Below are 24,745 nucleotides of genomic sequence, written 5' to 3'. Positions count from 1 at the left end.
CGGAAAAATATAACCTGATTCAGACCATTCCCTATATTCTGGTACTGATCGGCGGCATCGTGGGACTGAATGTGTTCCTTGTACTGATTATCGGTGTCATCAGTGGCTCTGTTATCATGATTGCAACCGGCATGATTGCGCCAACCGATTTGCTTGGCAATATGGGCACCGGTGCCGCAGGGATGTTTGAAACCAGCATGGTTGCAATTCTGGTTGCCGCTATCTGCGCACTCATTAAGGAATACGGCGGCTTTGCCGCTCTCCTGCATTGGATTAAGCAGGTCTTTAAGGGCAGAAGGGGCGGTCTGCTCGGCATGGGCTTATTGGTCGGGCTTATGGATATCGCAACCGCAAATAATACCGTTGCCATCGTTATGGCAAACCCCATCGCAAAGGAAATGTCCAAGGACTACGGCATCAGCAGCAGAAAAGCTGCCTCCATTCTGGATACCTTCTCCTGTGTATTTCAGGGTATCCTGCCCTACGGTGCGCAGATGCTCGTTGCCATCGCCGCCGCATCCGGTTTGGGCGAAACCGTCAACGCATTTGAAATCATGCCGAAGCTGTTCTATCCTTATATGCTGCTCATCAGCTCTCTTCTGTTCATCTTTTTCGGAAAGGAAAAGCAGAAATAAGCGGTTCAGCCACAGGATGTTCTTCCGCAACCGCAGAAGACCTTCTATAAGAAACGAAAAAATAAATATTTTAAGGGTGTCGAAAAAGTCGACACCCTGTTTTTACGCTTTATTTCTCTCAATTTCCTCCGCCAGCTCGCTCAGCTCCATCCAACGCTCCATCCGTTCCTCAAGCTTCGCCTCCAGTGCTTCCTTTTCGGCAGAAAGCTCCTGTAAATGGGTGAAATCTGTCGCACAGGCTGCCATATCCGCATCCGTCTTTGCAATTTTTTCCTCCAACGCAGCAATTTCGTCCCCAATGGTATCATATTCCCGTTGGTCCTTATAGCTCATTTTCTTGATGGGAGCCTTTTCCTTCTGCGGTTCCTCCCTTTTCACCTTAACTGCCTTTTCAGCGAAAATAGGCGTTTCCTTTTCTCTTGCCGCCTTGCAGTCGGAATAGCCGCCCTCATATTGCTTAATTCTGCCGTTGCCAAGGAAAGCAAAAATCCGTCCCATCGTTTTATCCAGGAAATATCTGTCATGCGAAACCGCAACCACCGCCCCGTTGAAATGCTCCAGATATTCCTCCAGAATCATCAGCGTTTCAATATCCAGATCGTTCGTCGGTTCATCCAGAAAGAGGATATTCGGCGCGCCCATCAGCACGCGGCAAAGGTACAGCCTTCTTCTTTCCCCACCCGAAAGCACAGAAATCGGGCCTCTCTGCATGGAAGGCGGAAAAAGAAAGCGGTCGAGCATCTGGGATGCGGTGATATGTCCGTCCGCCGTGCGGATAATTTCCGCCTCATCACGAATGTAATCAATCACACGCTGCTTCTCGTCCATATCCACGTTTTCCTGCGCGAATACACCGATTTTCACCGTTTCGCCTATCTCCACCTCACCGCTGTCAGGCTTCAGCCTTCCGGTCATAATGTTCAGCAGTGTAGATTTGCCGCAGCCGTTATCCCCGATGATACCCACACGGTCATCTCGGAGAATGATGTAGCTGAAATCCTTGATGTACGTTTTCCCGTCATACGCCTTGCAGATGTTTCTTAGCGCAATCGTCTTTTTCCCCAGACGGCTGCCGACAGAGGAAAGCTCCACGCTCTGCTTTTCCTCTGGCGCACGGATTGCGGAAACCTCCTCAAAGCGCTGCAATCTCGCCTTCTGCTTGGTGCTTCTCGCCTGCGCGCCGCGGCGCACCCATTCCAGCTCCGTCCGCAGAAAATTCTGCCGCTTGCGTTCCCCTGCGGCAATCAGCTCCTCGCGCTCTGCCTTCATTTCCAGAAACTTGGAATAGTTCGCCTGATAGGAATACAGCTTGCCCTGCTCCAGCTCCAGTGTGCGGTTTGCCACACGGTCAAGGAAATATCTGTCATGCGTCACCATCAAGAGCGCCTTGGAATATTTCTCCAAATGCTTTTCCAGCCAATCCACCGTATCATTATCAATATGGTTTGTCGGCTCATCTAGAATCAGCAAATCCACAGGTGCAATCAGTGCCGCCGCCAATGCCACGCGCTTTTTCTGTCCGCCCGAAAGCGTTTCCACCGTCTGCCCGAAATCAGAAATGCCAAGCTTGGTAAGAATCGTTTTCGCCTCACTCTCCAAAGACCATGCCTCTGCCTTATCCATTTTTTCCGCAAGCTCCGCCGCCCGCTTCACAAGCCTTTCCTCCTCAGGCGTTTTTGCAAATGCCGCCATCGTTTCCTCATATTCTCGCACCAGAGCAAGCTGCGGATTTTCTCCGCGGAACACCTGCTGCAGCACCGTTGTGCCGTCCACAAAAACGGGGCTCTGGGAAAGATAGCCGATACGCATCCCATTCATGGTAACAATCGTGCCGCTGTCCGCCTGATCCACCCCTGCGATAATCTTCAACAGGGTAGATTTCCCCGTCCCATTCACACCGATAACCCCGATTTTATCCCCTTCATGGATGCTGAAGGAAATATCATCGAAAATGACACGCGTACCGTAGCTTTTTCTGATATTTTCTGCTGTCAATAAAACCATATTTTCACTCAACTTTCTGATTCCTTCTTCGCCTTTTCCTGCTTGCCCTTCCGGATTAAAAATATCGCCGCGCAGATAATCAAACCACCCGAAAGCAGCTGGCTCACCGCAAAGGGGCCAAACATCAGCTGGTCTGTCCGCAGTCCCTCAATCCAGACTCTCCCAAGCGCATAGCCCAGAAAATATAAGCCCAGCACCTGCCCGTCAAATTTCTTTTTCGGGCGGAATTTTATCAAAAGCAAGAATAAGCAAAGATTCCAAAGCGATTCATATAAAAAGGTCGGATGCACCTGAATATAATCCACGCCGCCATAATTGACAATATGCTGCATCACCTCTGCGGAAATATCGCTCGTCCGCACCTGACTCATCTGCAAGCGCATTGCAAGCAGACCATTCGTAAAGCCGCCAAACGCTTCTCGGTTGAAGAAATTCCCCCAACGTCCCAGCATCTGCCCAAACGCAAGGCAGGGTGCAATCGTATCCGCCAGCAGCCAGAAATTGACCCCTTTCCTTTTGCAATAGACGATTGCCGTCACCACGCCGCCGATGATGCCGCCGTAAATGGCAAGTCCTCCCTCTCTGAGGGCAAATATCTTTTCGGGATGCGCGCTGTAAAAATCCCACGAAAAAATAACATAATACAGCCTTGCCCCGATAATGGCAAAAATCAGCGCATAGATGATAAAATCAACGTACATATCAGGGGACTGTCCCGTCCGCTTTGCCTCCTTCATTGCCATCAGTACCCCCAGAACCACCGCCAGCCCGATAAAAATGCCGTACCAGTAGACGTTCCTTCCGAATACCGTAAACGCCACACGGTCTAGGTGTGCAATCTCAATTCCCAGATTGGGAAACCATATTTCAGGCATAAAAATCCCTCTTTTCTCTTTGATTTTTTCTGCCGATTTTTCGGCATACCAATATTATTTTATAACAACCACCTCTTAGAATCAACCTTTCTGTTTTCCCTGCCGAAAAATTCATGCCTCCTTTGCGGCACAATAAAAAATGCCCTCCCGATAAACGTATAGAGGGCATCCTTTTTATTTCACAACCGAAAGCACCATATTTTCTTTTGAAAAGCCTTCCTTCAGCATTTTTTCCACTTCCTCCTGCCGCACGGTCTTGATGCAGGTCAAAAGGTCGATTGCCGTTGCATCCATCCGCGCCCACGCAAGCTGTCCAAAGCAGAGCTTCTGCGGTGTATCCAGCTGCCGCAGGAGCTGCCCCAAGTGCTTTTTGCGGATACGCTGAAAATCCTCCTGCGAAAAGCCTTCTTGTTGCAGGCGCTCCAGCTCCCTTCCCAGAAAATCCGCTGTTTCCTCCGGATGCGTCCCACTGCCCGAAAATGCCGCAAAGGCATACCCCTCGCCGCAGAAAAAGGCAGAGCCGAGTGCCTCATCCAGCCACTCCCATTCATACGCCTTTTGGAAAAACACACTGCTCTCCCCTGCCAGAAGCTCCATACAGAACCCTGCCGCCATCCGTTTTTTCAACCAATCCTGCTTCGGAAGCGGCGGCAGCTTGCATCCAATCTGAAACTGCGGCACAGAAAGCCTCCTTTCACACGCGCGATATTTCTCCGCAATCTCTGCATCCTCTGTCGGAAAATACACGCGTGCATCCGTTTCCCGTCTCGCAACACGCTCTGCCATCCGCCGCACCTCGCCCAAATGGATATCCCCTGCACAGATCAGCGCCATTTCGTCCGTTGTGTAATAGCATGCGTACGCCCTCTGCAAGGTTTCCTCTGTAATTTCTGCCACCGTTTCCGCCGTTCCCGCAATGCGGTTGCGGATGGGGTGCTTCCCATACATACCTTCCAGCATCTGATAATACCCCACCCACATCGGGTCATCCTCATACATCGTAATCTCGCTCACGATGATATCCTTTTCCCGCTCCGTGTCCTCCTTCGTAAAATACGGCTTCTGCACAAAATCCAGCAAAAGCCTTAAATTTTCCGTAAATTTATCCGAACAGGTAAAATAATAAACCGTCCGGTCGCCATCGGTAAAGGCATTTGCAGATGCGCCATTTTGCGTAAAGCGCGCAAAGGCATCGCCCCATTCCTGCTGAAACAGCTTATGCTCGATAAAATGCGCCGTTCCCTGCGGAAAGCAGATTTTCTCGCCATCCCTTCCCTTCCAAAACAGGTGGTTCGCCCCTCTTTGCACCAGCACCGCCGCCATCTGCTCCCCAAAACCCGTTCGAGGAAAGAGATAATACCGCAGACCGTTTTTCGTTTTGCCCTGCTCCGTTTTTTCAATCCGCATCCTGCGTCCGCTCCTTTCCCTGCAAAAGATACACCGTCTGTAATCTGAAATGCTTTGCCGCACGCACAATATCCGCCGCCTCTGTTCTTTCTATCTGCCGCAAAAGCCGCTCTGTGGTAAGCTCCTTGCCCTGCAATGCCTGCTCTGCCAGAAAATCCACCATCCCCCATGGGCTGTCCGCCAATGCGGTATATTCCCGTATCAGGCTTTCCTTTGCATGAGCAAGCTTTTCCTTGGAAATGCTGTTTTTCTTCCATTCCTCTAAGCAGAAAAGCAGCTCCGCACAGACGCGCTTGGCATCCTCTGCCCGAATCCCTGCCTGCACAAAAAAATACGGCGAAAGCGGATATCGGTACGATTTGATTTCGTAGCAAAGCCCCTCCTCCTCCCGCAGCTTCCGGAACAAAAACGAATCCGGGTCGCCGCCCAGAAGCTGATTCAGCAGCAGCAGTGCCGTCTCTCTGGTGCTGTTTCCCACATCCCCCAGAAAGCCGAGCAGAAGCCTTGCCTGTGCCGCATCTGTTTCTTCTCTCAAAAAATGCGGCTTTTCCTCTAGAATCGGTGCAGCTTCGTCCTCCGCTGCCGCCTTCCCCTTAAAATTCTGCCGCAGAGAAAGCAAGGCATCATCCTTTTCGCCGCAGAAAAAGACCTTCACCCTTGCCGTTTCCAGAAGCTCCCGATAAAATGCAAGCAGCCCCTCCGCACTGATTTCCTCCAAATCCTCCGCATAGCCGTCCCCCGAAATCGCAAGTGCTGTTCCCTTTGCGGTTTCCTCCAGGGCACGCCTGCGCGCAAATGCCTTTTTATCATCCCTTTGGTTTTCCAATTTCTGTCGCAGAATTTTTTTCTGCCGCTCCACGGCTTTCTCCGTAAAGCCATTCTGCATCGGCGCAAACAGCCGCTCTCGCAAAAACGCAAGCATTTCCTCTGTTTCCACATTTTTCAGTGTCTCCAAGGAAAACAGCAGTAACTGCCGTCCCCCCTTTTTCACCACGCTGATATCCCAATGCGCCCCAAAAAGCAGCTCCGCCTGCCTTGCCGCCCCCGTCGGGTCTTCCCCCTGCCGCAGCACCTCTGCCAGAAGGGCTGTTTTCGTTGCCGTTTCCCGTTTTAGCGGCAAATCAAAAAATAAAACCAACAGATTTGTCCGAAATTTCTGCCCCTCTGCAAAGAAAATCCTGCACCTCGGCTCATATTTCGGCTCGCATTTTTCCATCGCAACCATCCTGCCACCTCTTTTTCTTTTTCTCCTATTCTTTCTCCGGAAAAGAAAAGTATGTATGGTTGCATCCACACCACCTTCATGTTATACTTATCTACAAATTCGAAATCCTTAAGATTTTCTTACAAATGCCCTAAGGTTTTCGGACATTTCGTTTTCCGAAGCCCTTTTGTGCTACACTTCTCTTGAAAGGGAGTGTTTGTATGAAAGCAAAGGATTTGTATGATATCGCCATCATCGGCACAGGGCCTGCCGGCGCAACGCTCGCGCGACTCCTGCACCCAAAGTATAAAATCATCGCGATTGATAAAAAGAACCCCCATGGAGATGGCTTTCAGAAGCCCTGCGGCGGTCTCATCTGCACAGATGCACAGAAGGCACTGGCAAGCTTTGACCTGACCCTGCCAAAGGATGTTCTGGTCGATCCGCAGATTTTCGCCGTAAAAACGATTGATTTAAAAAATAAGCTGATTCGCCATTATCAGCGGTTCTATATCAATATGGATCGCCATAAATTCGATCTTTGGCTGGAATCTCTCCTGCCGAAAACGGTAGAGCTGCACAGCAACGCTGTCTGCACAGAGCTGAAACGGGAAAACGGCGGCTTTCTCATTTCCTATCAGGATTTGGAAACAAAGCAAATCCGCACCGTTCGAGCGAAATTTCTTGTCGGGGCGGACGGCGCAAATTCCATCGTCAGAAGAACGTTCTATCCCGAAAAGCAGCTGCGCCGGTATCTTTCCATACAGCAATGGTTCCCCGAAACACACCCGAACCCGTTTTATTCCTGCATTTTTGATCCGGAAACAACAGATTGCTGTTCGTGGTCGATTTCCAAGGATCATCAGTTTATTTTCGGCGGTGCCTTTCCTCTGGATCATGCCAGAGAACGCTTTGAACGGCAAAAGGCAAAGCTGGAGGAAATCGGGTTTCGTTTCGGCGCGCCCTTGAAAACAGAGGCATGTCTGGTGCTGCGTCCTGCGTCCTTCCGCGATTTCTGCAAGGGAGAAAAGGGAATTTTCCTCATCGGTGAAGCTGCCGGCTTTATCAGCGCAAGCTCCTTGGAGGGCATCAGCTCCGCCATCGGCAGTGCAAAAACACTCAGCGGCGTGCTGAACCACCCCCGCAGCAATCCGAATGAACGCTATTGGCAGAAAACCCTGCCTCTGCGCTTGAAATTATTCACGAAGGTGCTGAAAAGTCCCTTCCTCTATCGTTCCTTCCTGCGGAAGCTGGTGATGAAAAGCGGTATCCAAAGCATAAAAATCACAGAAACCCTTGCGAATCCTCCGTTTTTCGCAAAAAAATAAGCGTCCATAAATACAAGGAGACCTCAATGCAAAACAAATCCCTGCAAATGATAAAAGCAATTCTAAAATCTGCCTTCGGGCTGTTTCTCTATTCCTGCGGTGTCTATCTGACCGTGCAGGCAAATATCGGCATTGCCCCATGGGAATGTCTTTCCATGGCAATTTCCGGCAAGGTCGGGCTGAGCTTCGGCTTTGTTCATACCGTCAGCGGTATCATTATTCTGGGGATTGACCTGCTTTTGAAGGAAAAAATCGGCTTCGGCACAATTTTGGATGCCCTCTTAGTCGGCAATTATGTCGATTGGATTTCGTATTTCCATCCCATTCCCGTCAGCCGCAATCTCTGTCTGAGCATTATTCTTGTTATTGTCGGGCTGTTCGTGATGGGCTTCGGGCAGTATTTTTATATGTCTGCCGGGCAAAGCTGCGGCCCGCGCGATTCTCTGACAATCGCCTTGGGCAAGCGGTTCCCAAATCATCCCGTCGGTCTGGTGCAGTCCGTCATCGTCGGCGTGGTTTTGCTGATTGGCTGGGTCTTGGATGGCCCTATCGGCATCGGCACCGTCATTTCCGTTTTTGTTGCGGGAACGGCTCTGCAAATCGTTTGCCGCATCATGCACTTTGAGCCAAGAAATGTCAAGCATCTGAATCTTCTGGAAGCAACAAAGCTGCTGTTGTCGCATTAAAAAAAGGCTGTCAAAAGCGACCTTCCAAATCAGAAAACAAATCGTTCTTATATAAAAAAGCAAGAAATTCCGATTTTTCAGAATTTCTTGCTTTTTTTGCTTTCTGATTTGGATGCACCGACATCCTTCATTACTTCCAGAATTCAAAGTCCAAATCGTAAATATGAACCGTATCGCCTTCTTCGATACCCTTTTCCTCCAAGGCCTCGATAATGCCCTTTTCCTTCAAATATTTCTGGAAGAAGGCAAAGCCTTTTTCGGTATCAATATTGGTGTAGCCAATCATTTTTTCTACGCCGACACCTGTAACCACGAAATAGCCATCCTCGACCTCCTCGATGGTAAAGGGCTCCTGATCGACCTTCACTTCATCATATTCTTCGTATTCCTCCTCGAATACAATATCCTCAGGATATTCTCTCAAAATTCTGCCGACCTCTGTCAGAAGCTCATCCAGCCCCTTATTCGTTGCCGCAGAAATGGGGAACACCCTGAAGCCCTGTGGCTCATAAGCCTCCTTCAGCCGTGCCACATTCTTCTCAGAGCCGGGGATATCCGTCTTATTTGCCGCAATCACCTGTGGACGCTTCAGCAAATCCTCCTTATATTCTGCCAGCTCGCGGTTGATTTTTTCCACATTCTCCACAGGGTCATCCCCTTCTACGCCTGCCGCATCCACCACATGAATGAATACCTTCGTGCGTTCCACATGGCGCAGGAATTCATGTCCCAAGCCAACGCCCTCGCTCGCACCTTCCACCAGACCTGGAATATCCGCCATCACGAATTTGTCCCCAAAGCGTCCTTCCACAACACCAAGGTTGGGTGCCAGTGTAGTAAAGTGGTAGTTTGCAATCTTGGGGTTTGCGTTTGTTACCATGGAAAGCAGTGTGGATTTCCCAACATTCGGGAAACCAATCAGACCAACGTCCGCAATCAGCTTTAATTCCAGAATGACATCATATTCCTTGGATTTTCTGCCCGGCTCTGCATATCTGGGGGCCTGTCTGGTGGGGGTTGCAAAGTGCTGATTGCCCTTGCCTCCCTTGCCGCCGTGGATGAGGATTTTTTCCTCGCCTGCCGTTGTAATATCCGCCATTACCTTGCCGCTTTCCGCCTCACGGATTACCGTACCGACAGGCACCTTAATGATGATATCCTCGCCGTCCTTGCCGAAGCAGTTGCGCTTGCCGCCGGGTTCGCCGGGCGTTGCCACAAATTTTCTCTTATAGCGGAAATCCATCAGTGTGCTCATGCCGCTTTCGCCGACAAAAACCACATTGCCGCCCTTGCCGCCATCGCCGCCATCGGGGCCGCCGTGCGTAATGTATTTTGCTCTGTAAAAGGAAACCTTACCATCGCCGCCGTCGCCGCCCTTTACATGAATCTTGACTCTATCTACAAACATTTTCCAATTCTCCTTTCCTTCCTTGGGGCTTTGCCGCAAACCTTCTTTGCGGCGGGGTTGGAACATTTTTCTTTAAAATCAACAATATCCTTTTGATATTTCCTATAAAAGAAGACTTCACAGCTCTGCATCCGTTAGACCTGTCAAGTCTTCTTTCTGCTTTCTCTGATTGAAAAAAGGCTCCAAATGAAATGGTATTATCATTTGAAGCCTTCGCAAATCTTATTCAGCGATTTCGACAGGGTAAACAGAAACCTGTTTTTTGTCTCTGCCCTTTCTTTCATATTTTACACGACCATCAACCAGAGCGAACAGTGTATCGTTACCGCCCTTGCCAACGTTTACGCCGGGATGGATCTTTGTGCCTCTCTGTGTGTATAAGATATTGCCAGCCAGTACATACTGACCGTCTGCACGTTTTGCACCAAGTCTTTTCGCGTTGGAATCACGACCGTTCTTTGTGGAACCGCCGCCTTTATGGTGCGCGAAGAACTGAAGGTTCAATCTGAACATACTTCACACCTCCTCATGTATCAAAGTGAGATAGTTTTTGTATTCTAATGCTATATCGGAAAGCCCCATGACCAGCGTTTTCAGAAGAAGCTGTGTATCATGGTCCTCCATTCCCTCAAGGGGAAACAAGACTTTGAGATAACCGCCGCGTTTTTCATCCACATCCGCCTTGAATGGGATGTCAGTGAATTTCTCCACAGCGTTGACTGTGTTAAAACAAAGCACTGTTACCGCAGAACAAACGATATCCTCGCCTGCCTGTGCATAACCTGCGTGACCGGAAATCTCAAATCCGCAGATTTTTTGATTTTTGCGATAAATCCTTGCTTTAATCATAGCTGAAAATTACAGGGATTTGATCTGCAGCTTTGTGAAAGGCTGTCTGTGGCCTCTTTTTTTGTGGAAACCTTTTTTAGGTTTGTATTTGTAAACTACAACCTTCTTTTCCTTGCCGTCACCGATTACGGATGCTGTAACAGCGGCACCTTCCACGTAAGGAGCACCTACTTTGATATCGCCTTCCTTTGCCAGAACCAGAACCTTATCGAATTTGTATTCGGAGCCTGCTTCTACTGCCAGCTTTTCCACTGTGATGATATCACCTTCGGATACTTTATACTGCTTACCACCGGTTTCAATAATTGCGTACATGTTGACACCTCCTCGCAATTTTACTCGCTGGATACGGTAATCGGAGCCTTTCTCCGATTTTCTCGAACCTCTCCACGCGGCTGAACATACTTCAATATACTACCACACCCAAACCGCCCTGTCAACTGAATTATTCCAATTTTCCTGCATTTTTTACTGCAAAATAGGCTTTTTCATCGCCTTTTTCCTGCAACAGGCGCAGCAGAAGTGCCTGTCCCTGTCCGGTCATACATTTTTCGGTCATCGTCTGAATCTGGTATGCCTGTCTCAGCGTTGCCTCCGCTTTATTCTTGCTGCCTGCCTCGGCGTAAATCCTGCCAACGCGGTCGCAGAGTCTGCCGAAGGAGGTCGTAAATACCCCCTCCTTCGCCCCGATGGAAAGCACACGGTCAAGCAGCGTTTCCGTATCCCGCTGATTTCCCAGCTTTGCATGCAGCGCAGCCGTTTTCAGCAGCACCTTGGCAAAGCTCTGCCCCTCGCCCTCCTTGTTGCGAATAGAAAGCGCCAACGCGCTGTAATATTCCAGCTCCTTCCGAATATCTCCACCCTTCTTCGGCTTGGGCGGCATGGCATGCTCCATTTTCTGCCGCAGATAAAGCCCTCTGCGCTTTTCGTAGGTCTCATCCATTGGCAGTCCGCTCCGCTTCTGCTTTGCCTCTGCCTCCGCAAAATACGCCGCCGCCTTTTCCTCTACACCCGAAAGGCGATAGCAGTTCGCAATCGCAAGCAGATTATTTGCCGCCGCCATCTGCTCCTGCGGTGTTTCCTCAAAATTCAAATCATTCTTTTCCTGATACAGTTCGATTGCCTTTTCGTATGCCTCCTGCTTCACAAATACACGCGCCAGTGCTTCCAAGGTTCCCAGATACAGCGGATTATCCTCATCCAGCATTTCCTTGCGAATTTCTGCCGTTGTGGTAAAGACCTCCTCCGCCTCCTCCAGATTGCCTGCCGCTTCCTCCATCAGTCCAAGCTTTTCCAACGCCGTTGCATAACGGGGATGCTCTGCTCCGAAGCGTTCCTTCGCAATCTCCGCCGCCTGCCGGCAATGTCCGACCGCCGCATCGAAATCCTCCTGCCGCCGCTCGATTTCCGCCAGCAGATGCAAACACCAGAGATACATGCCGCTTTTTTCATCGCCACAGCTTTTCCGCACCTCAAGTGCCTTTCTGACAAAGCGCTCCGCCTCGTCGTATGCCTCCTGTCCTTCGTAAAGCTTGCCGATTGCCGTCAGCGTATCCGCATAGGCTGTATTCCTTCCGTCCGCAATCGTACTGCGCAGTGCCTCCGCCGCCTCATAGCACTGCAAAGCCTCCTCCGCCTTGCCCATGCTTTCATACAGCGTCCCCATCGCCATGTGGCACGCCGCAATCTGCGGATCTTCCTCGCCCAGAAGCTCCTTCTTCCGCTGCAAAGCCTTTTTGCTCAGCGCAAGTGCCTTTTTAAATTCCTTCTTGCCGCCGTAATCCACACTGAGGTTGCTCAGCGCATCCGCATAAAAAATATGCTCCTTCCCCAGCATCCGCTCCACAATCTCCAGAACCTCCCGATGCACCTCCAGTGCTCTGTCATATTGCCCGTCCTTACAGCACAGCGCCGCCAGAGAATTCAGGCTGTTGATGAAATCCAGATGCTCCTCGCTCATCAGCTCTCTGCGGATTTCCACCGCCTTTTCGCAGTATTCCACCGCCAAATCCAATAGTCCGGCCTTTTCGCAGACAGAAGCCAGCGTCAGCACGTTCATCATGTAATAAAACGTATCACAGCCGCGCGCCTTCTCAATCAGATCCAGACAAATCTCGTAATAATAGATTGCCTTTTTATAATTCCCCTTCGCCTCATAGGCTCTGGCAAGCGCCCCATGCACATCCGCCAGCTCCAGTGTAGAAAAGGTATTGTTCCTCAATGCCATCGCATGGTAGTCGATCGCCTTGTCATATTCCCCCAAAAGCTCGTATGTATTCCCGATATGGTACAGGCTGTGCAGAAAATCCGCATGCTCCCTGCCAAGCTTTGCCTCCCGAATCTCCATCACCTTCCGGTGCAGACGCAGTGCCTCCGTCTGTCGGTTCGTCTGATTGTATACAATCGCAAGGTTGTTCAGCGTGTCCGCATAGGAAAGGCTCTCTCCGCCGCAGCGCTTCTTCAGCTCCGCCGCCTGCTTGTAATATTTCTCCGCCTGCGGATATAGCTGCAAGCGGTCAAACACCATCGCCAGATTGCTCATATCCACCGCATACTCAATACAGTCGCAGTCATCGTTTTCCGCATAAATCTGCAATAGCTTATTCCCCAGAACAATCGCTTTTTTGTAGTCCCCATCCTTGTAGGCCTCAAAAAAGCTGTTCCGTACCTTCTTCATTTCTCCGATATAAAAAGCCATTTGCTTTCACCTCCGTTCCTCCATCTGCCGAAACGCCTCCTTGATGATATCGTAGGAATAGCCCTTCCGCAGCAGGAAATCAAACAGCTGTTTTTTCTTTTTTTCGTTTTCGGGCGGCCATTGTCCGCGGCTTTTTTTCTCCAGCCACCGCAGGGCATCGCTCGCCTCGTCAATCTCCGTTTCCGCAAGCACTTCCTCAATGATACGAGAGGAAACGCCCCTCTGCCGCAGCTCCAGTCCGAGCGCATAGCCGCTTTTCGGCTTGAGCCGCAGCTTTTCTCTGATATATCTGTGACAGTATTCCCTGTCATCCGCATAGCCGTATTTTTCCAGAAAGGCAAGCACCTGTGCAATCACATCCTCCGCAAACTCCTTTTCCAGAAGCTTTTGGCGAATCTCCTTCACCGTCCGCATTTTGTATCCAAGGAAACGCAAGGCCGTGTCCTGCGCCTTAATGTAAATCAGGTTTTTGCGGATAAAGGCAATCGTCTCCTCCGCCGCCTCCTGCCCCTCCTTCAGCTTGAAATACAGAATATCCTGCATAGGCAGTGCAAAGGCATATTCACCGTCAATGAAAATGTTGTATCTGCTCGGGTCACGCTTCTGCTGCGTGATGGCTGTAATCAGCATGGCACTGCCTCCTTTCGTAGTAAAATATTATACCACGTTTTTTCCTCCTGCGCCATTCATAAAAATAACCCCCTCGCCGCAGGTCGGCAAAGGGGGCAATTCGTTATTCGTCTTTATAAAAAATCATCCATAGCTGAATCAGGAAGGAAAGCACAATCAACACAATCAACCACACCGGCAGATACTCCCCGATATTCTCATAATAGCTTCCACTCAGCTTTGCCAGTCCATATCTGATATAAGTCCAGCCAAATGCCGAGGACAATCCAAGCGTCGTAAAGCCCATCGAAAGAATCAATTGCAATCTTTTCATAAAGTTATCAACTCCTAAAGAGCAGGTACATCTCCTACTCCTATTTATCTCATCATACCGGCTAATTTCTCTATTCCGATTTATCCTTCATCTGTTCTGCGAAGATGCAAACGCCGATAATTTTTATAGAAATATCCGTCAGAAGCCAAGGCAGGCTTGCATCGGCAAACCCGACCAGAGCATATAGGAACGAAACAATCCAACTGAGTATCGGCGAAAAAAAATCAGAAGCAAAGCGCCCTTTCGCGTTTTTATCATCTTCATTCCTCTCACACCCTTCTCATTTTACAGGAAATGTATTATGCTCAATCGTTCTGCATTTCTTTGCAGTTTTCGCTTTATCTTTATCTCCTGAATATCCAAAAGAAGCACCTGTAGCCACTTCATAACCATCAATTCTTGTATATTCTTTTCCTTAAATCTATCTTGTCAGAATCAATCCGCATTTTTCACATCGTTTTGCATCCACATAATAATACATCCACCAGAACGGCATCTCCTCATTTCTTTCCAATCGCTCCGCTCCCTTTGTGTTCCGTGGCTGTTTTATTTTTCCCGGCTGCGGTGTCCATACAATCTCGTGACCGCTCCCAAGGAAGCCCTCCTGCATTTCTCCTCCGCAAATCGGACATTTCATTTTCCTCTCTCCTTTAGCATCTCCTCAACGTCGCCGCCATTTTCCAGAAAGAGATATTCCTCTTTCGTCAATGCATATCCCTTGTCATCATGCACAGCAACGGCTCCTGTTATATGTGCATCTCCTTCCGGAATATCAAACTGCGGCATCTCGCCCACAGGCTCGCCCCGTTCCGGCACATCAAAGAGATAATAGCTGTCGCACATTTCATCCTGCAAGTCATGCAATTTTTCATATTCCTTCTTTTTCTCCCGATTCTCCGGATCATACTGCACATCCGTCACAAAAACGCAGAGCAGCACTCGTTCCTCATCCGCATAAACCTGTCGATACATCCCCGAATAGCTTTCCTTGACCTCATTTTCCCAATATGCCTTATCCAGATACCAGAAGGAGAAAATCTGCATATCTGCCTCCGGTGCAAAAAATTCGACCATTAGCCCATTTCCGTCCGTTTCCATGTCGGAAATATAAAACGGATTCTCCGTATATCCCTGCGGCATCCGAAACCCAATGCCGTAATCCTCATTTTCATACAGACTCTCCCTGTCTCCGTCCTTCTCATCCTTTGCCGCACCAACCCAAACTGCAAGAACCACCGCAACAATACACAGCAAAATGCCAATCGCCCATTTCCTTTGCTTCTTCATTGCCATCCCCCTCCTTTGTAGCCCTTCACAGCCGCATTTTTCCTATTTCGAGCATACAATAAAATTCCCCTCCCGTAAAGCAAATCCCGCCGCAAAATCGTTTCCCATCCGCAAAATTAAGAAATTCGTAAGAAATCCCCCCTCTTTCTCCCAAGTAACGTATACATCACAAAAAAGCCGTCCTTTGCAGAATCCCCGACAATCCCTTTCCAACAGAAAAAACTTTCCAACATAAAAAAGCCGTGGGAATCCCTTCCCACAGCCATTTTTTCTTTCCCTTATATCCAGCCTGCCGCCGAAAGCACCCCTGCCGATTGCTTCGCCTCATGAAACCCTGCCACAGCTATCGCAACCAGAATACACAGCAATATCCCACAGACCCATTTTCTGCGCTTCTGTTCCTTCCGCATGGCATCCATCAAAAAAAATGCCACAATGCAGCAGGCAGCAGACAGCACAAGAAATAGATTTTTTGTCCCCGGGGAAAAAGCAGTGTACATTTTTGTCCCTCCTTGCGAATTACCTGATATTTCCAATTCTTCCTTTTTTAAACATACCACAAACTGCCGTAAAATACAAGAGCCATGGGGCATTTTTGCCCCACAGCCCCTTCTTTTTAAAGATATCGCTCAAAAAATGCTTCTATCGCACGCTTGCCCTCCGCAAATCCGTCAGGTGCTTCACTGTGTCCCATCGCATGAATATATTCGTCCCTGCTTTCCCTGTAGGTCACATGAATCGTCCAGCTGTTGCCGCTGCACATACATAAATCCAACTTGCAGAAATCATTCCATTCGTCAATTTTATGCGCGCGGATGACTTCCTCCAGCTCTGCCAACTCCTCCTCCGTCATCCGGCACCGCTTCGCCTGCATTGCCCCGTCACATCTGTCAATCCAGAGTCCCTGCGCCGGGTTATAGCGAAACCATTCCATAAATCCTGCCGTATCGGCATATCTGAAAGAAAAGGTATCAATCGTCATGCTGCTTCCTCCTTCATCAAAATACCAAAAAAGAACCATCCGTTTCCGAATGGCTCTTTCTGTTTCAGGTGTTAAAATTATTTTGCGTATTCCACGGCTCTGGTCTCTCTCACCAGATTTACCTTGATCTGACCGGGGTATTCCAGTTCTTCTTCAATCTTCTTAGCAATTTCTCTTGCCAGAAGTGTCATACCTTCGTCCGTCACATCTTCGGGTACTATCATAATTCGCAGTTCACGCCCTGCCTGAATTGCGAAAGATTTTTCAACGCCCTTGAAGCTGTCCGCAATTTCCTCCAGCTTCTGCAATCTCTTAATGTAGGATTCCAAGGTTTCGCGTCTTGCGCCGGGTCTTGCCGCAGAAATGGCATCTGCTGCCTGTACCAGCACCGCGATAATGCTCTGCGGCTCCACATCGCCATGATGTGCCTCCACCGCATTGATAACGGTATGGTTTTCCTTGTAACGCTTCAGCAAGCCAACACCGATGCTGACATGAGAGCCTTCCATTTCATGATCCACACTCTTACCGATATCATGCAGTAAGCCTGCACGCTTCGCCAGAACGACATCTACCCCCAGCTCTGCCGCCATCAGTCCGGCCAGATGGGATACCTCGATAGAGTGCTTCAATACATTCTGTCCATAGCTGGTGCGGTATTTCAGTTTTCCCAACAGCTTTACCAGTTCGGGATGCAGCCCATTGACACCTGTGTCAAAGGTTGCAGACTCGCCTTCCTCGCGGATTGTGGTTTCCACTTCTTTTCTTGCCTTTTCCACCATTTCCTCGATACGGGAAGGGTGTACACGTCCATCTACAATCAGCTTTTCCAGTGCCAATCTTGCAATCTCTCTCCTGATGGGATCAAACCCGGAGAGAATGACTGCCTCCGGCGTGTCGTCAATAATCAGGTCAATGCCTGTCAGTGTTTCCAAGGCGCGAATGTTTCTGCCCTCACGACCGATGATACGTCCCTTCATCTCATCATTGGGCAGCTGCACAACAGAAACCGTTGTTTCTGCCACATGGTCAACCGCACAGCGCTGAATTGCATTTGCAACAATTTCTCTGGAGCGTTTTTCCGCCTCCATCTTCGCCTTGCTTTCCGTTTCCTTGATGAGCAGGGTTGCCTCGTGCTTCACATCATTTTCCACCATTGCCAGAATGTGATTCTTTGCTTCCTCGGTGGTCAGTCCTGAAATTCTCTCCAGCTCTCTAAGCTGTTTTTCTCTCAGTTCCCTTGCTTCTTCCTTCTGTCTGTCCAAATCCTCCAGCTTTTTGGTCATGTGCTCCTCTTTTCTTTCCAGAGCCTCTACCTTCTTGTCCAGAGTTTCTTCTTTTTGGAACAGCCGTCTTTCATTTTTCTGAAGCTCGTTTCTTCTGTCACGAACCTCTCTTTCCAGTTCATTTTTTGTCTTAATGCTCTCTTCCTTTGCCTCCAGAAGAATTTCCTTCTTCTTGGCCTCTGCATCCTTTACTGCATCCTCGACAATCTTGTTGGCTCTTTCCTCTGCAACGCCAACCTTGCCCTCCGCAATCTTCTTGCGGTATGCAATACCGATGACAACGCCAATCAGCAAACCTACGACAGCACAAATCATACTTATCGGATTAATGAAAAACACCTCCCTCTTATTCAGTTTTCAAAGTGCAATTTTTAATTGTTTTACATAATCTGTAAGTAATGGCGAAAATACACCTTTTTCATTTTATAACTTTTTCACATGTGTGTCAAGAAACAATTCAGCACAGTAAAGCGTACAAAGAGCAAAAGCAACAAAGAGAACGCCTTTGCGGCGCTTTCATACATTTACTTTTTCTTCCGCTTCTCCATGGCATATTGCCCAAAGCCCATTTCGCTTTCCTTTAAAAGAATCGTGCCGCCGCTTTTTTCCTCCAGTGCCGTTTTCCATGCCCCGTCCTGTCCGGCAAAGGCAGCCAGCAGACGCTTGTCCGCCTGCACCGTCAGCTCGTTATAAATCGTATGTGCAAAAACGCTTTCCACCTCTCTGCGCATCCTTGTCACCGTCCATTCAATCGAGGGCAGTCTGCCGCTGCCGTCGCAGGCACGGCATTTTGTTGTCATCTGCCGCTTCAGGGAGGGTCTGGTCTTTTTGCGCGTCACCTGCATCAGCCCCAGCTCTGTCATGCCGACCACAACCGTCTTAATGCGATCCTTCGCCACAGCCTTTTTCAGCCGCTGTGTAACCTCCTTCTGCGCCGCCGTATCTGCCATATCAATAAAATCAATGATGATAATCCCCGAAAGATTTCTAAGGCGCATCTGCTTTGCCGCTTCCTCCGCCGCCTCCAGATTCGTTTTCAGAATCGTTTTCTGCAAATCCCCTCTGCCTGCTGCCTTCCCTGTGTTCACATCAATCACCACGCAAGCCTCGGTTTCCTCAATCACCAGAAAACCGCCGCTTTTCAGCCAGACATGCTCGTCCAGTGCCTTCTCGCTCTGGCTCTCCAGAAAATACGCCTCAAATAGCGGAATTGCATCGGTATGCAGTCTGAGGGCAGGCTGTCCCTCGCCGTTAAAGTCTCCGCTTTCCAGCAATTCCCGATAGCTTTCCGCCTCATTGACCACATATTCCTCCACATCCGCGCCGTAAAAATCCCTTGCGGCACGCTTGACGGGATGGTTTTCCTGTGAAATCAGCGCAGGCGGCTTCAGAAATTCGCCCGTTTTCAGCCTTTCGCATTTTGCCCAAAGCTGCTTCCATTCTCTTTCAAATTCCTCTCTGCTTTTGCCCTCCCCGTTTGTGCGGACAATCGCGCCGCAGTCCGCAGGCAAAAGCTCCGTCAGAATTTCCCGAATCCGTGCACGCTCCGCCGAATCGGTAATTTTTCTGGAAATGCCGATTTCGCCGCCCTCCTCAGGCAGGAGCACCAGAAATTTCCCCGGAAAGGAAAACTTTCCTGTCAGCACCGCGCCCTTCGTGCCGACTGCATCCTTCTCCACCTGCAATAGCAGCGTATCCCCGACCTTCGGTCTTGCACTGTTTTTCTCTGCATCGGAAACGGCTCTTGCATTGCCGTAATAATAATAACCGTTTTTCTCCGCGCCGATGTCTACAAACGCCGCCTGCAAATTTGGCATGACATTTGCCACACGCCCCGCGTAAACATTCCCGACAAGGCTTTCCTCCCGCTTGCTTTCATAATATAATTCCTTTAATTCGCCGTCCTCCGCTAACGCAATCCGCGTTAGGTCGGCGGAAATATCCATCAAAACTCGTTTCAAGCTGCATCCCTCACCTTTCTCCCTACCATCATACCCGAAAAAAGCAAGTTTTGCACCTCTTTCTTTAAATATACCCTTAGCGAAAATAAGTCATTCGCCGGTTTAAAACATGCAGGCGCGCCTGCGCCGCTTTTCTCCCTGCCGTTTCCGGCACTGTGGGGAAGGGTTTGGAAAGGGAAACCTTGTGTCCCTTTCCTCGTCTGTGGGGGTCCGGGACCCATTACGAAACGGGTCCCGGGTTTTTGTTACTTTTTAGCATAAAAAGTAAGGAAGAACGCCTTTGTTTTGCCGTGAAAGTTCTAAACTGGCGAACTTCTCATCTTCACCAACCTCCGATGATATTTCTATACCTTCTCCGTTGCCCTCTCCGGCAAATACTCCATCGGGTTCAGCAGCTTCCCATCCCGATAAATCCCATAATGCAGATGCGGCCCTGTGGAAAGCCCCGTATTCCCTGATTTTGCCACCACCTGTCCCTGCTTGATTTTCTCCCCCTTTTTCACCAATATCTCTGAAAGGTGTGCATATAAAATCGTATACCCGTCCGTTGTTTCAAATCGCAGCAGCTTGCCATACGTCGCAGAAGTACGCACCTCCGTCACCCTGCCGCTTTTAACCGCTACCACCTCTGTCCCCTCTGGAACGGCAATATCCAACCCGTCATGCAGCTCCTGTTTATGTAAAATGGGGTTTTCCCGCTTGCCGCAGTCCGAGGTCACCACCCCCGAAACAGGCGCAAGCCAGTCCTCCGTTTTCTGTTCCCATGCAAGTCCCTTCCACACCAGCACACTAGGGCGATTCTTCCGTATCGGGACGGTAGACCCTTTCATCCCTTTCCTGCTTTTCCCGAAAAACAGGCAAACTTTCCTCCACGCCCTTCCGCAGTGCCGCCCCTCTGCTTTTCCATTTCTGCACTTCCTCCGTCGAAATCTGGTAAGCAATCGTCTCCTTCAGCTTATTGCAGACCATATCCGAGGTTTTGCTCTCAAATAAAGAAATCAGCAGACAGCCGCCCACCAAAACCGCCGTCACATACGTCCGAAACGCGAGCGTGCCGCTTCGCTCCTGTCCTTCTCTCCCCCGAAAATTCTGCCTTGCGCGCATCCGCCGCTCCATCTCTCTCCTGCGTCGGCGTTTTTCCTGCTCCGTCATGCGTATTCCTCCCTACTTTCTTTCAGTCGAAATCAGGATTTCGACCTGCGCTTATCTCTCCGCCTGCTCCAGACACGCCGCCACCGCATCCAGAATCGCCTGTGCAGAATGTGGATTCTCGCTCTCCACTGCAATCTCTGCCGATTGGTTTTCAATCACCGCCTGCCCGACCGTTTCCGTCACCTCTGCCAGCAGGGGATAAAACACCGCCACCGCCTCTGTTGCCTCCTCCATGGAAACCTCCGCAATGCGCCCCTCCGCAATCGTTACCGCAATCTCCGCCGTTTCTTCGCCAAGCTGCATTTCCTCGTAATAGGTACCGTCCCGATATGCGCCGTCATGCTTCCCCATATTCAGAAAAAATGCAATCAACCCCACCAGAATAATCACACCCAGTACCGCAAACACCGCTGTTTTGATTAACTCCTTCGCCTTCACTACCATAAACCTCGTGCGCCCCACGAAAATCCCTCCTCAGTCCTTCTTATCCCTACCATATTCCGTTTTTTCCTTCTTTATGCTGTCATCCCTTGAAAAAAGGCTGTCCCTTTTGTATCATAGAGGAAGAAACGAATCAGAAAGAAGGGATAAAAATGGGACTGCGTTTCATCATCGGCAGAGCCGGCACAGGCAAAACCCACCTCTGCATAGAGGAAATCATCCATCAATCGAATACGGGAGCGAAACGGCAGATTCTCATTGTGCCCGAGCAGTTCACCTCACAGGCGGAACGGGATTTGATTGCCGCAACCGGGCAGAACGCCATCCTCACCGCCGAAGTGCTCAGCTTCGGTCGTCTGGCGCATCGGGTGTTCTCCAAAAAGGGAATCGGCAATCGCCTCCCTCTGGGGGATATCGGCAAGGCAATGGCACTGCGAAAAATCCTTCTGGCGGAAAAGGACAATATTTCCTATTTCCACAGCGTTCTGGAGCAGCCCGGCTTTATCAACCAGCTGGGTCTGACCATCTCCGAATTTTTTCAGTACCGCATTTCTCCGGAGGATACAGAAACCCTCGCACAGGCAGAAGGGCTTTCCCATGCCGCAAGAGAAAAGCTGACTGATTTGAACCGTATCTATCGTTCCTATCTGGATTTTCTCAGGCAGGAATATATTTCCGCCGATGAAACCCTTGGGCTTCTGGCGGAGCGTCTGGATGAAAGCCTTGGCTTTGCTGATACGGAATTCTGGCTGGACGGCTTTTATGGCTTCACGCCGCAGGAATACAGCGTCATCCGCCGCCTGCTGCAGCTTTCCGCACAGGTCAACATCACCCTGCCGATGGATAAAAACAGCTTTTACGGTGCATTCCTGCCGCCCTCTGCGCCGTTTTACGAACCATATCTGACGAAGAAAAAGCTGCTCGCTTTGGCAGAAGAATTACAGCTTGCCCCCGTGCCGCCGACCCTTCTTGAAAAAAATTTCCGTGCCGAAACGGATGCCCTCCGCAATCTGGAGCAGGAATATTTCCACAGCTTTTTCCGCAAGGCACCGCTTGCAGAAAGCGTGCATGTGGTTGCCTGCCCTTCCCTGCAGGAGGAAATTCGCTTTACCGCAGGCAAAATCCTCCGTCTGGTGCGCGAGGAGGGTCTGCGCTTCCGCCAGATTGCCATTGTAACAAACGCCATGGAGGCGTACGAAAAGAGTCTGCGCGGCATTTTAGAGGAATACGAAATCCCCTGCTTTATCGATGCGCGCCGCGAAACCACCGCACACCCCCTGGTCACCCTGCTGACCTCTCTGTTGGATATTCTGGTGTATGATTTTAAATATGAAGCCGTTTTTTCCTATTTAAAATCTGGCTTGAGCCTGCTTTCCACAGAGGAAATCGATATTCTGGAAAACTACGTCCTTGCCTATGGCATCAAGGGCTGGAAGTGGCGGCAGGATACCTGGGATTATGGCATCCAACGCGAGGGCGCAGAAGCCGTAGATGCGGTCAATGCCCTGCGGGACAGGGTGCTTGCGCCCTTCGCCCCCCTTCTTACCCTTCCGCAGAAGAAGGCCTTCCCCCTTCGGGAATTTTTGCAGGCATTGCTTTCCCATCTGGAACAGCTCCACGCCGCCGAAACGCTCGATGACTGGGCACAGTCCGCCACCGCCGCAGGCAATCTCAATAAGGCAGAGGAATACCGCCAGATTTGGCAACTTGTCATGGATGTTCTGGAAAAGGCAGATGCCATCCTCGGCAAGGAAGAACTCACCTTAGAAGAAATGGCAAAAATTCTCAAGGCAGGTCTGGAAAAATGCTCCATGGGTGTCATTCCGCCGACCGCCGATTGCCTTCTGATCGGGGATATCGAGCGCAGCCGCCTGCCTGAAATCAAATATCTTTTCGTGCTTGGTGTCAATGAAGGCGTTCTCCCCTCTCCCGCCATGGCGCAGGGCATTTTCACCGAAGTCGAGCGCGACCTTCTGACCGCCCAAGGCATAGAACTGGCAAGCGGCGGCAAGCAGAAAATCTTCGAGGAGCAATTCCTCATCTATCGCGGCTTAACCAGACCCTCCAAGGGTCTATGGCTCACCTATGCCGCCAATGATGCCGAGGGTCGGGAGCTGTCCCCCTCCTCTCTGATTGAACGACTGCAGCGTCTGGATGAAGGCCTGCAAATCGAGCCCATGCCCGCCTTCGATTTAGAAGAAACCGCCCCTGCCGCCGTTTTCCATCTGCTTGGCGGCGAAATGCGGAAGGCAACGGCAGAAGCGCCGCTTTCTCCCCTCTGGCAGAATATCTATGGCTTTTTTGACGAAAACAGCCAATGGCAGAAGCACCTTTCCCTTCTGAAGCAGGGCATCGGCAAAACGGCAAAGCTCGAGCGGCTCTCCCCGAAAACGGCAAAGGCGCTTTATGGCAAAAATATTTTTTCGAGCGTTTCCCGCTTGGAGCGTTTCGCAGGCTGTCCCTTCTCCTTCTTCGCAGAATATGGTCTGAAAGCGGAGGAACGGCGGCTGTATCAGCTCAATACCCCCGATTTGGGGTCTCTGTTCCATGAGGTTCTGGAGCTGTTCTCCAACAAATTGGAGCAGGACAATCTCCCTTGGACATCGCTCACGAAGGAGGAAACCACTGCCCGTATCCATGCCGCCGTAGAGGATGCCGCCCCTCGTCTGGGCAATCGTATCCTTCTGGATTCTGCCGCAAATCAATACCTTATCCGCCGCCTGAAACGCATTTCCACCCGTGCCGCATGGACGCTGGTGCAGCATTTACAGCAGGGAGATTTCGTTCCGGCAGGCTATGAGGTCGGCTTCGGCGCACATGAAGCCCTCCCCCCGATTGTCATTCGCCTACAGGATGGCGGCAGTCTGATTCTCAATGGTAAAATCGACCGCGTGGATTTGCTCGATGCCAACGGCACACGCTATGTCAAAATCATCGACTACAAATCGGGCAATAAGACCTTCCATTTTCAGGATATTTATTACGGTCTGCAATTACAGCTTCTGGTTTATCTGGATGCGTATTTGAAGTATTATAAAAAGACAGGCGCATCCTTCAAGCCGGGCGGTGTCTTTTATTTCCGCATCACAGACCCCACCCTTGCCCTTGATGAGGAGCTTTCCGCCGAGGCAATCGAAAAAATCCTCTATGAAAAAATGCGGATGTCCGGTCTGCTTTTGCAGGAGGATGTCCTCATCCATGGCATAGACCATAGCCTTGCCGAAAGCCAAGCCTCTGCCATTGTGCCTATCGGCTATACCAAAAAAGGCGACCCTACCGCCGCCTCAAATCTCGCAACCGAGGAGCAGTATGCCGCCATTCTGGATTTCGTTGCCACACGCACGCAGGAACTCGGCGATGCCATGAAGGCAGGCATCATCACCCCTGCCCCCTATCGCGATGGGCAGCGCACCCCCTGCAGCTATTGCAGCTATCGTTCCCTTTGCCGCCATAGCTACGGGGAAGCGCCAAGGTGGCGCAAGCTGAAGAAAATCGATAAGGCGGATTTCTGGGAAAGCATCACCCCCAAACAGCCCACCGAAACCGAATAATTATACAAAAAAAGTCCCTCCCACAGGCTTACCCCCATGGGAAGGACT

General features: G+C 50.2%; 24 protein-coding genes. 4 read left to right on the top strand and 20 right to left on the bottom strand.

Going from position 1 to position 24,745, the window contains the following annotated elements; genetic code table 11:
• The first annotated feature begins 59 nt into the window (after nt 1-59).
• On the top strand, nt 60-635 hold the full coding sequence (locus GPK49_RS13145; protein WP_444876936.1) for a Na+/H+ antiporter NhaC family protein: 576 nt from the start codon (nt 60-62) through the stop codon (nt 633-635).
• 102 nt (nt 636-737) lie between these two features.
• Here the strand turns inward: GPK49_RS13145 and GPK49_RS04020 are convergent, their stop codons facing one another.
• From GPK49_RS04020 to GPK49_RS04005, 4 genes are all read right to left on the bottom strand, one after another.
• Nucleotides 738-2,639 (bottom strand): ABC-F family ATP-binding cassette domain-containing protein, encoded by a 1,902-nt coding sequence (locus GPK49_RS04020; RefSeq protein WP_215676825.1) that lies wholly within the window; start codon nt 2,637-2,639, stop codon nt 738-740.
• 8 nt (nt 2,640-2,647) lie between these two features.
• The gene (gene lgt / locus GPK49_RS04015; protein WP_215676821.1) at nt 2,648-3,514 is read right to left on the bottom strand and encodes a prolipoprotein diacylglyceryl transferase; all 867 of its coding nucleotides are present in this window, start codon (nt 3,512-3,514) and stop codon (nt 2,648-2,650) included.
• 174 nt (nt 3,515-3,688) lie between these two features.
• The gene (yfmH, locus tag GPK49_RS04010; RefSeq protein ID WP_215676820.1) at nt 3,689-4,921 is read right to left on the bottom strand and encodes an EF-P 5-aminopentanol modification-associated protein YfmH; all 1,233 of its coding nucleotides are present in this window, start codon (nt 4,919-4,921) and stop codon (nt 3,689-3,691) included.
• Nucleotides 4,911-6,146 (bottom strand): insulinase family protein, encoded by a 1,236-nt coding sequence (locus GPK49_RS04005; protein WP_215676819.1) that lies wholly within the window; start codon nt 6,144-6,146, stop codon nt 4,911-4,913. The genes yfmH and GPK49_RS04005 overlap by 11 nt, the downstream gene beginning before the upstream one ends.
• 200 nt (nt 6,147-6,346) lie before the next feature.
• On the opposite strand from GPK49_RS04005, the gene GPK49_RS04000 reads away from it, so the two are divergent.
• Complete coding sequence (locus GPK49_RS04000) at nt 6,347-7,453, top strand: FAD-binding protein (RefSeq protein ID WP_215676818.1); 1,107 nt, start codon at nt 6,347-6,349, stop codon at nt 7,451-7,453.
• A gap of 26 nt (nt 7,454-7,479) precedes the next feature.
• The gene (locus GPK49_RS03995; protein ID WP_016407381.1) at nt 7,480-8,139 is read left to right on the top strand and encodes a YczE/YyaS/YitT family protein; all 660 of its coding nucleotides are present in this window, start codon (nt 7,480-7,482) and stop codon (nt 8,137-8,139) included.
• Between the two features lie 130 nt (nt 8,140-8,269).
• Here the strand turns inward: GPK49_RS03995 and obgE are convergent, their stop codons facing one another.
• The 16 genes from obgE to GPK49_RS03915 form a co-directional block, all read right to left on the bottom strand.
• Nucleotides 8,270-9,547: a GTPase ObgE gene (obgE, locus tag GPK49_RS03990; protein ID WP_215676817.1), complete on the bottom strand. Its 1,278-nt coding sequence runs from the start codon at nt 9,545-9,547 to the stop codon at nt 8,270-8,272.
• 222 nt (nt 9,548-9,769) lie between these two features.
• Nucleotides 9,770-10,060, bottom strand: coding sequence for a 50S ribosomal protein L27 (gene rpmA, locus GPK49_RS03985; protein WP_016407383.1), 291 nt, complete (start codon nt 10,058-10,060; stop codon nt 9,770-9,772).
• Between the two features lie 3 nt (nt 10,061-10,063).
• Nucleotides 10,064-10,396 carry a ribosomal-processing cysteine protease Prp gene (locus GPK49_RS03980; protein ID WP_016407384.1) on the bottom strand — a complete coding sequence of 111 codons (333 nt, stop codon included), beginning with the start codon at nt 10,394-10,396 and terminating at the stop codon, nt 10,064-10,066.
• Between the two features lie 9 nt (nt 10,397-10,405).
• On the bottom strand, nt 10,406-10,711 hold the full coding sequence (rplU, locus tag GPK49_RS03975) for a 50S ribosomal protein L21 (protein WP_016407385.1): 306 nt from the start codon (nt 10,709-10,711) through the stop codon (nt 10,406-10,408).
• Between the two features lie 130 nt (nt 10,712-10,841).
• Complete coding sequence (locus GPK49_RS03970; protein WP_215676816.1) at nt 10,842-13,094, bottom strand: tetratricopeptide repeat protein; 2,253 nt, start codon at nt 13,092-13,094, stop codon at nt 10,842-10,844.
• A gap of 6 nt (nt 13,095-13,100) precedes the next feature.
• Complete coding sequence (locus GPK49_RS03965; RefSeq protein ID WP_215676815.1) at nt 13,101-13,724, bottom strand: RecX family transcriptional regulator; 624 nt, start codon at nt 13,722-13,724, stop codon at nt 13,101-13,103.
• A gap of 103 nt (nt 13,725-13,827) precedes the next feature.
• Nucleotides 13,828-14,037, bottom strand: coding sequence for a hypothetical protein (locus GPK49_RS03960; protein ID WP_016407388.1), 210 nt, complete (start codon nt 14,035-14,037; stop codon nt 13,828-13,830).
• A 421-nt stretch (nt 14,038-14,458) separates the two neighbouring features.
• Nucleotides 14,459-14,674: a PF20097 family protein gene (locus tag GPK49_RS03955; RefSeq protein WP_016407389.1), complete on the bottom strand. Its 216-nt coding sequence runs from the start codon at nt 14,672-14,674 to the stop codon at nt 14,459-14,461.
• Nucleotides 14,671-15,324 carry a hypothetical protein gene (locus tag GPK49_RS03950; RefSeq protein WP_215676814.1) on the bottom strand — a complete coding sequence of 218 codons (654 nt, stop codon included), beginning with the start codon at nt 15,322-15,324 and terminating at the stop codon, nt 14,671-14,673. The genes GPK49_RS03955 and GPK49_RS03950 overlap by 4 nt, the downstream gene beginning before the upstream one ends.
• 278 nt (nt 15,325-15,602) lie before the next feature.
• On the bottom strand, nt 15,603-15,824 hold the full coding sequence (locus GPK49_RS03945) for a hypothetical protein (protein WP_016407391.1): 222 nt from the start codon (nt 15,822-15,824) through the stop codon (nt 15,603-15,605).
• A gap of 116 nt (nt 15,825-15,940) precedes the next feature.
• Nucleotides 15,941-16,306: a hypothetical protein gene (locus GPK49_RS03940; RefSeq protein ID WP_016407392.1), complete on the bottom strand. Its 366-nt coding sequence runs from the start codon at nt 16,304-16,306 to the stop codon at nt 15,941-15,943.
• Between the two features lie 77 nt (nt 16,307-16,383).
• Nucleotides 16,384-17,907: a ribonuclease Y gene (gene rny, locus GPK49_RS03935; protein WP_330645256.1), complete on the bottom strand. Its 1,524-nt coding sequence runs from the start codon at nt 17,905-17,907 to the stop codon at nt 16,384-16,386.
• Nucleotides 17,908-18,116: 209 nt separating this feature from the next.
• On the bottom strand, nt 18,117-19,553 hold the full coding sequence (locus GPK49_RS03930; RefSeq protein ID WP_215676813.1) for an Rne/Rng family ribonuclease: 1,437 nt from the start codon (nt 19,551-19,553) through the stop codon (nt 18,117-18,119).
• A gap of 344 nt (nt 19,554-19,897) precedes the next feature.
• Nucleotides 19,898-20,383: a M23 family metallopeptidase gene (locus GPK49_RS03925; protein WP_215676812.1), complete on the bottom strand. Its 486-nt coding sequence runs from the start codon at nt 20,381-20,383 to the stop codon at nt 19,898-19,900.
• Nucleotides 20,343-20,705 carry a hypothetical protein gene (locus tag GPK49_RS03920; RefSeq protein WP_016407396.1) on the bottom strand — a complete coding sequence of 121 codons (363 nt, stop codon included), beginning with the start codon at nt 20,703-20,705 and terminating at the stop codon, nt 20,343-20,345. The genes GPK49_RS03925 and GPK49_RS03920 overlap by 41 nt, the downstream gene beginning before the upstream one ends.
• 51 nt (nt 20,706-20,756) lie before the next feature.
• Nucleotides 20,757-21,167 carry an FMN-binding protein gene (locus tag GPK49_RS03915; protein WP_016407397.1) on the bottom strand — a complete coding sequence of 137 codons (411 nt, stop codon included), beginning with the start codon at nt 21,165-21,167 and terminating at the stop codon, nt 20,757-20,759.
• Nucleotides 21,168-21,298: 131 nt separating this feature from the next.
• On the opposite strand from GPK49_RS03915, the gene addB reads away from it, so the two are divergent.
• On the top strand, nt 21,299-24,697 hold the full coding sequence (addB, locus tag GPK49_RS03910; RefSeq protein WP_215676811.1) for a helicase-exonuclease AddAB subunit AddB: 3,399 nt from the start codon (nt 21,299-21,301) through the stop codon (nt 24,695-24,697).
• Nucleotides 24,698-24,745 lie beyond the last annotated feature (48 nt).

It is taken from the genome of Clostridium sp. MCC345 (genome assembly GCF_018785345.1).
GTDB classification, from domain to species: Bacteria; Bacillota; Clostridia; order Lachnospirales; family Anaerotignaceae; genus Anaerotignum_A; species Anaerotignum_A faecicola.
Note: the sequence above shows the minus strand (reverse complement) of the source record. Positions and strands in the feature narration are given on the sequence as shown.

Excerpts from the sequence above, each read along its gene's own strand:
- GPK49_RS04020 (WP_215676825.1), bottom strand. The coding sequence starts at position 2,639 with ATGGTTTTATTGACAGCAGAAAATATCAGAAAAAGCTACGGTACGCGT.
- lgt (WP_215676821.1), bottom strand. The coding sequence starts at position 3,514 with ATGCCTGAAATATGGTTTCCCAATCTGGGAATTGAGATTGCACACCTA.
- yfmH (WP_215676820.1), bottom strand. The coding sequence starts at position 4,921 with ATGCGGATTGAAAAAACGGAGCAGGGCAAAACGAAAAACGGTCTGCGG.
- GPK49_RS04005 (WP_215676819.1), bottom strand. The coding sequence starts at position 6,146 with ATGGTTGCGATGGAAAAATGCGAGCCGAAATATGAGCCGAGGTGCAGG.
- GPK49_RS04000 (WP_215676818.1), top strand. The coding sequence starts at position 6,347 with ATGAAAGCAAAGGATTTGTATGATATCGCCATCATCGGCACAGGGCCT.
- GPK49_RS03995 (WP_016407381.1), top strand. The coding sequence starts at position 7,480 with ATGCAAAACAAATCCCTGCAAATGATAAAAGCAATTCTAAAATCTGCC.
- obgE (WP_215676817.1), bottom strand. The coding sequence starts at position 9,547 with ATGTTTGTAGATAGAGTCAAGATTCATGTAAAGGGCGGCGACGGCGGC.
- rpmA (WP_016407383.1), bottom strand. The coding sequence starts at position 10,060 with ATGTTCAGATTGAACCTTCAGTTCTTCGCGCACCATAAAGGCGGCGGT.
- GPK49_RS03980 (WP_016407384.1), bottom strand. The coding sequence starts at position 10,396 with ATGATTAAAGCAAGGATTTATCGCAAAAATCAAAAAATCTGCGGATTT.
- rplU (WP_016407385.1), bottom strand. The coding sequence starts at position 10,711 with ATGTACGCAATTATTGAAACCGGTGGTAAGCAGTATAAAGTATCCGAA.
- GPK49_RS03970 (WP_215676816.1), bottom strand. The coding sequence starts at position 13,094 with ATGGCTTTTTATATCGGAGAAATGAAGAAGGTACGGAACAGCTTTTTT.
- GPK49_RS03965 (WP_215676815.1), bottom strand. The coding sequence starts at position 13,724 with ATGCTGATTACAGCCATCACGCAGCAGAAGCGTGACCCGAGCAGATAC.
- GPK49_RS03960 (WP_016407388.1), bottom strand. The coding sequence starts at position 14,037 with ATGAAAAGATTGCAATTGATTCTTTCGATGGGCTTTACGACGCTTGGA.
- GPK49_RS03955 (WP_016407389.1), bottom strand. The coding sequence starts at position 14,674 with ATGAAATGTCCGATTTGCGGAGGAGAAATGCAGGAGGGCTTCCTTGGG.
- GPK49_RS03950 (WP_215676814.1), bottom strand. The coding sequence starts at position 15,324 with ATGAAGAAGCAAAGGAAATGGGCGATTGGCATTTTGCTGTGTATTGTT.
- GPK49_RS03945 (WP_016407391.1), bottom strand. The coding sequence starts at position 15,824 with ATGTACACTGCTTTTTCCCCGGGGACAAAAAATCTATTTCTTGTGCTG.
- GPK49_RS03940 (WP_016407392.1), bottom strand. The coding sequence starts at position 16,306 with ATGACGATTGATACCTTTTCTTTCAGATATGCCGATACGGCAGGATTT.
- rny (WP_330645256.1), bottom strand. The coding sequence starts at position 17,907 with ATGATTTGTGCTGTCGTAGGTTTGCTGATTGGCGTTGTCATCGGTATT.
- GPK49_RS03925 (WP_215676812.1), bottom strand. The coding sequence starts at position 20,383 with ATGAAAGGGTCTACCGTCCCGATACGGAAGAATCGCCCTAGTGTGCTG.
- GPK49_RS03920 (WP_016407396.1), bottom strand. The coding sequence starts at position 20,705 with ATGACGGAGCAGGAAAAACGCCGACGCAGGAGAGAGATGGAGCGGCGG.
- addB (WP_215676811.1), top strand. The coding sequence starts at position 21,299 with ATGGGACTGCGTTTCATCATCGGCAGAGCCGGCACAGGCAAAACCCAC.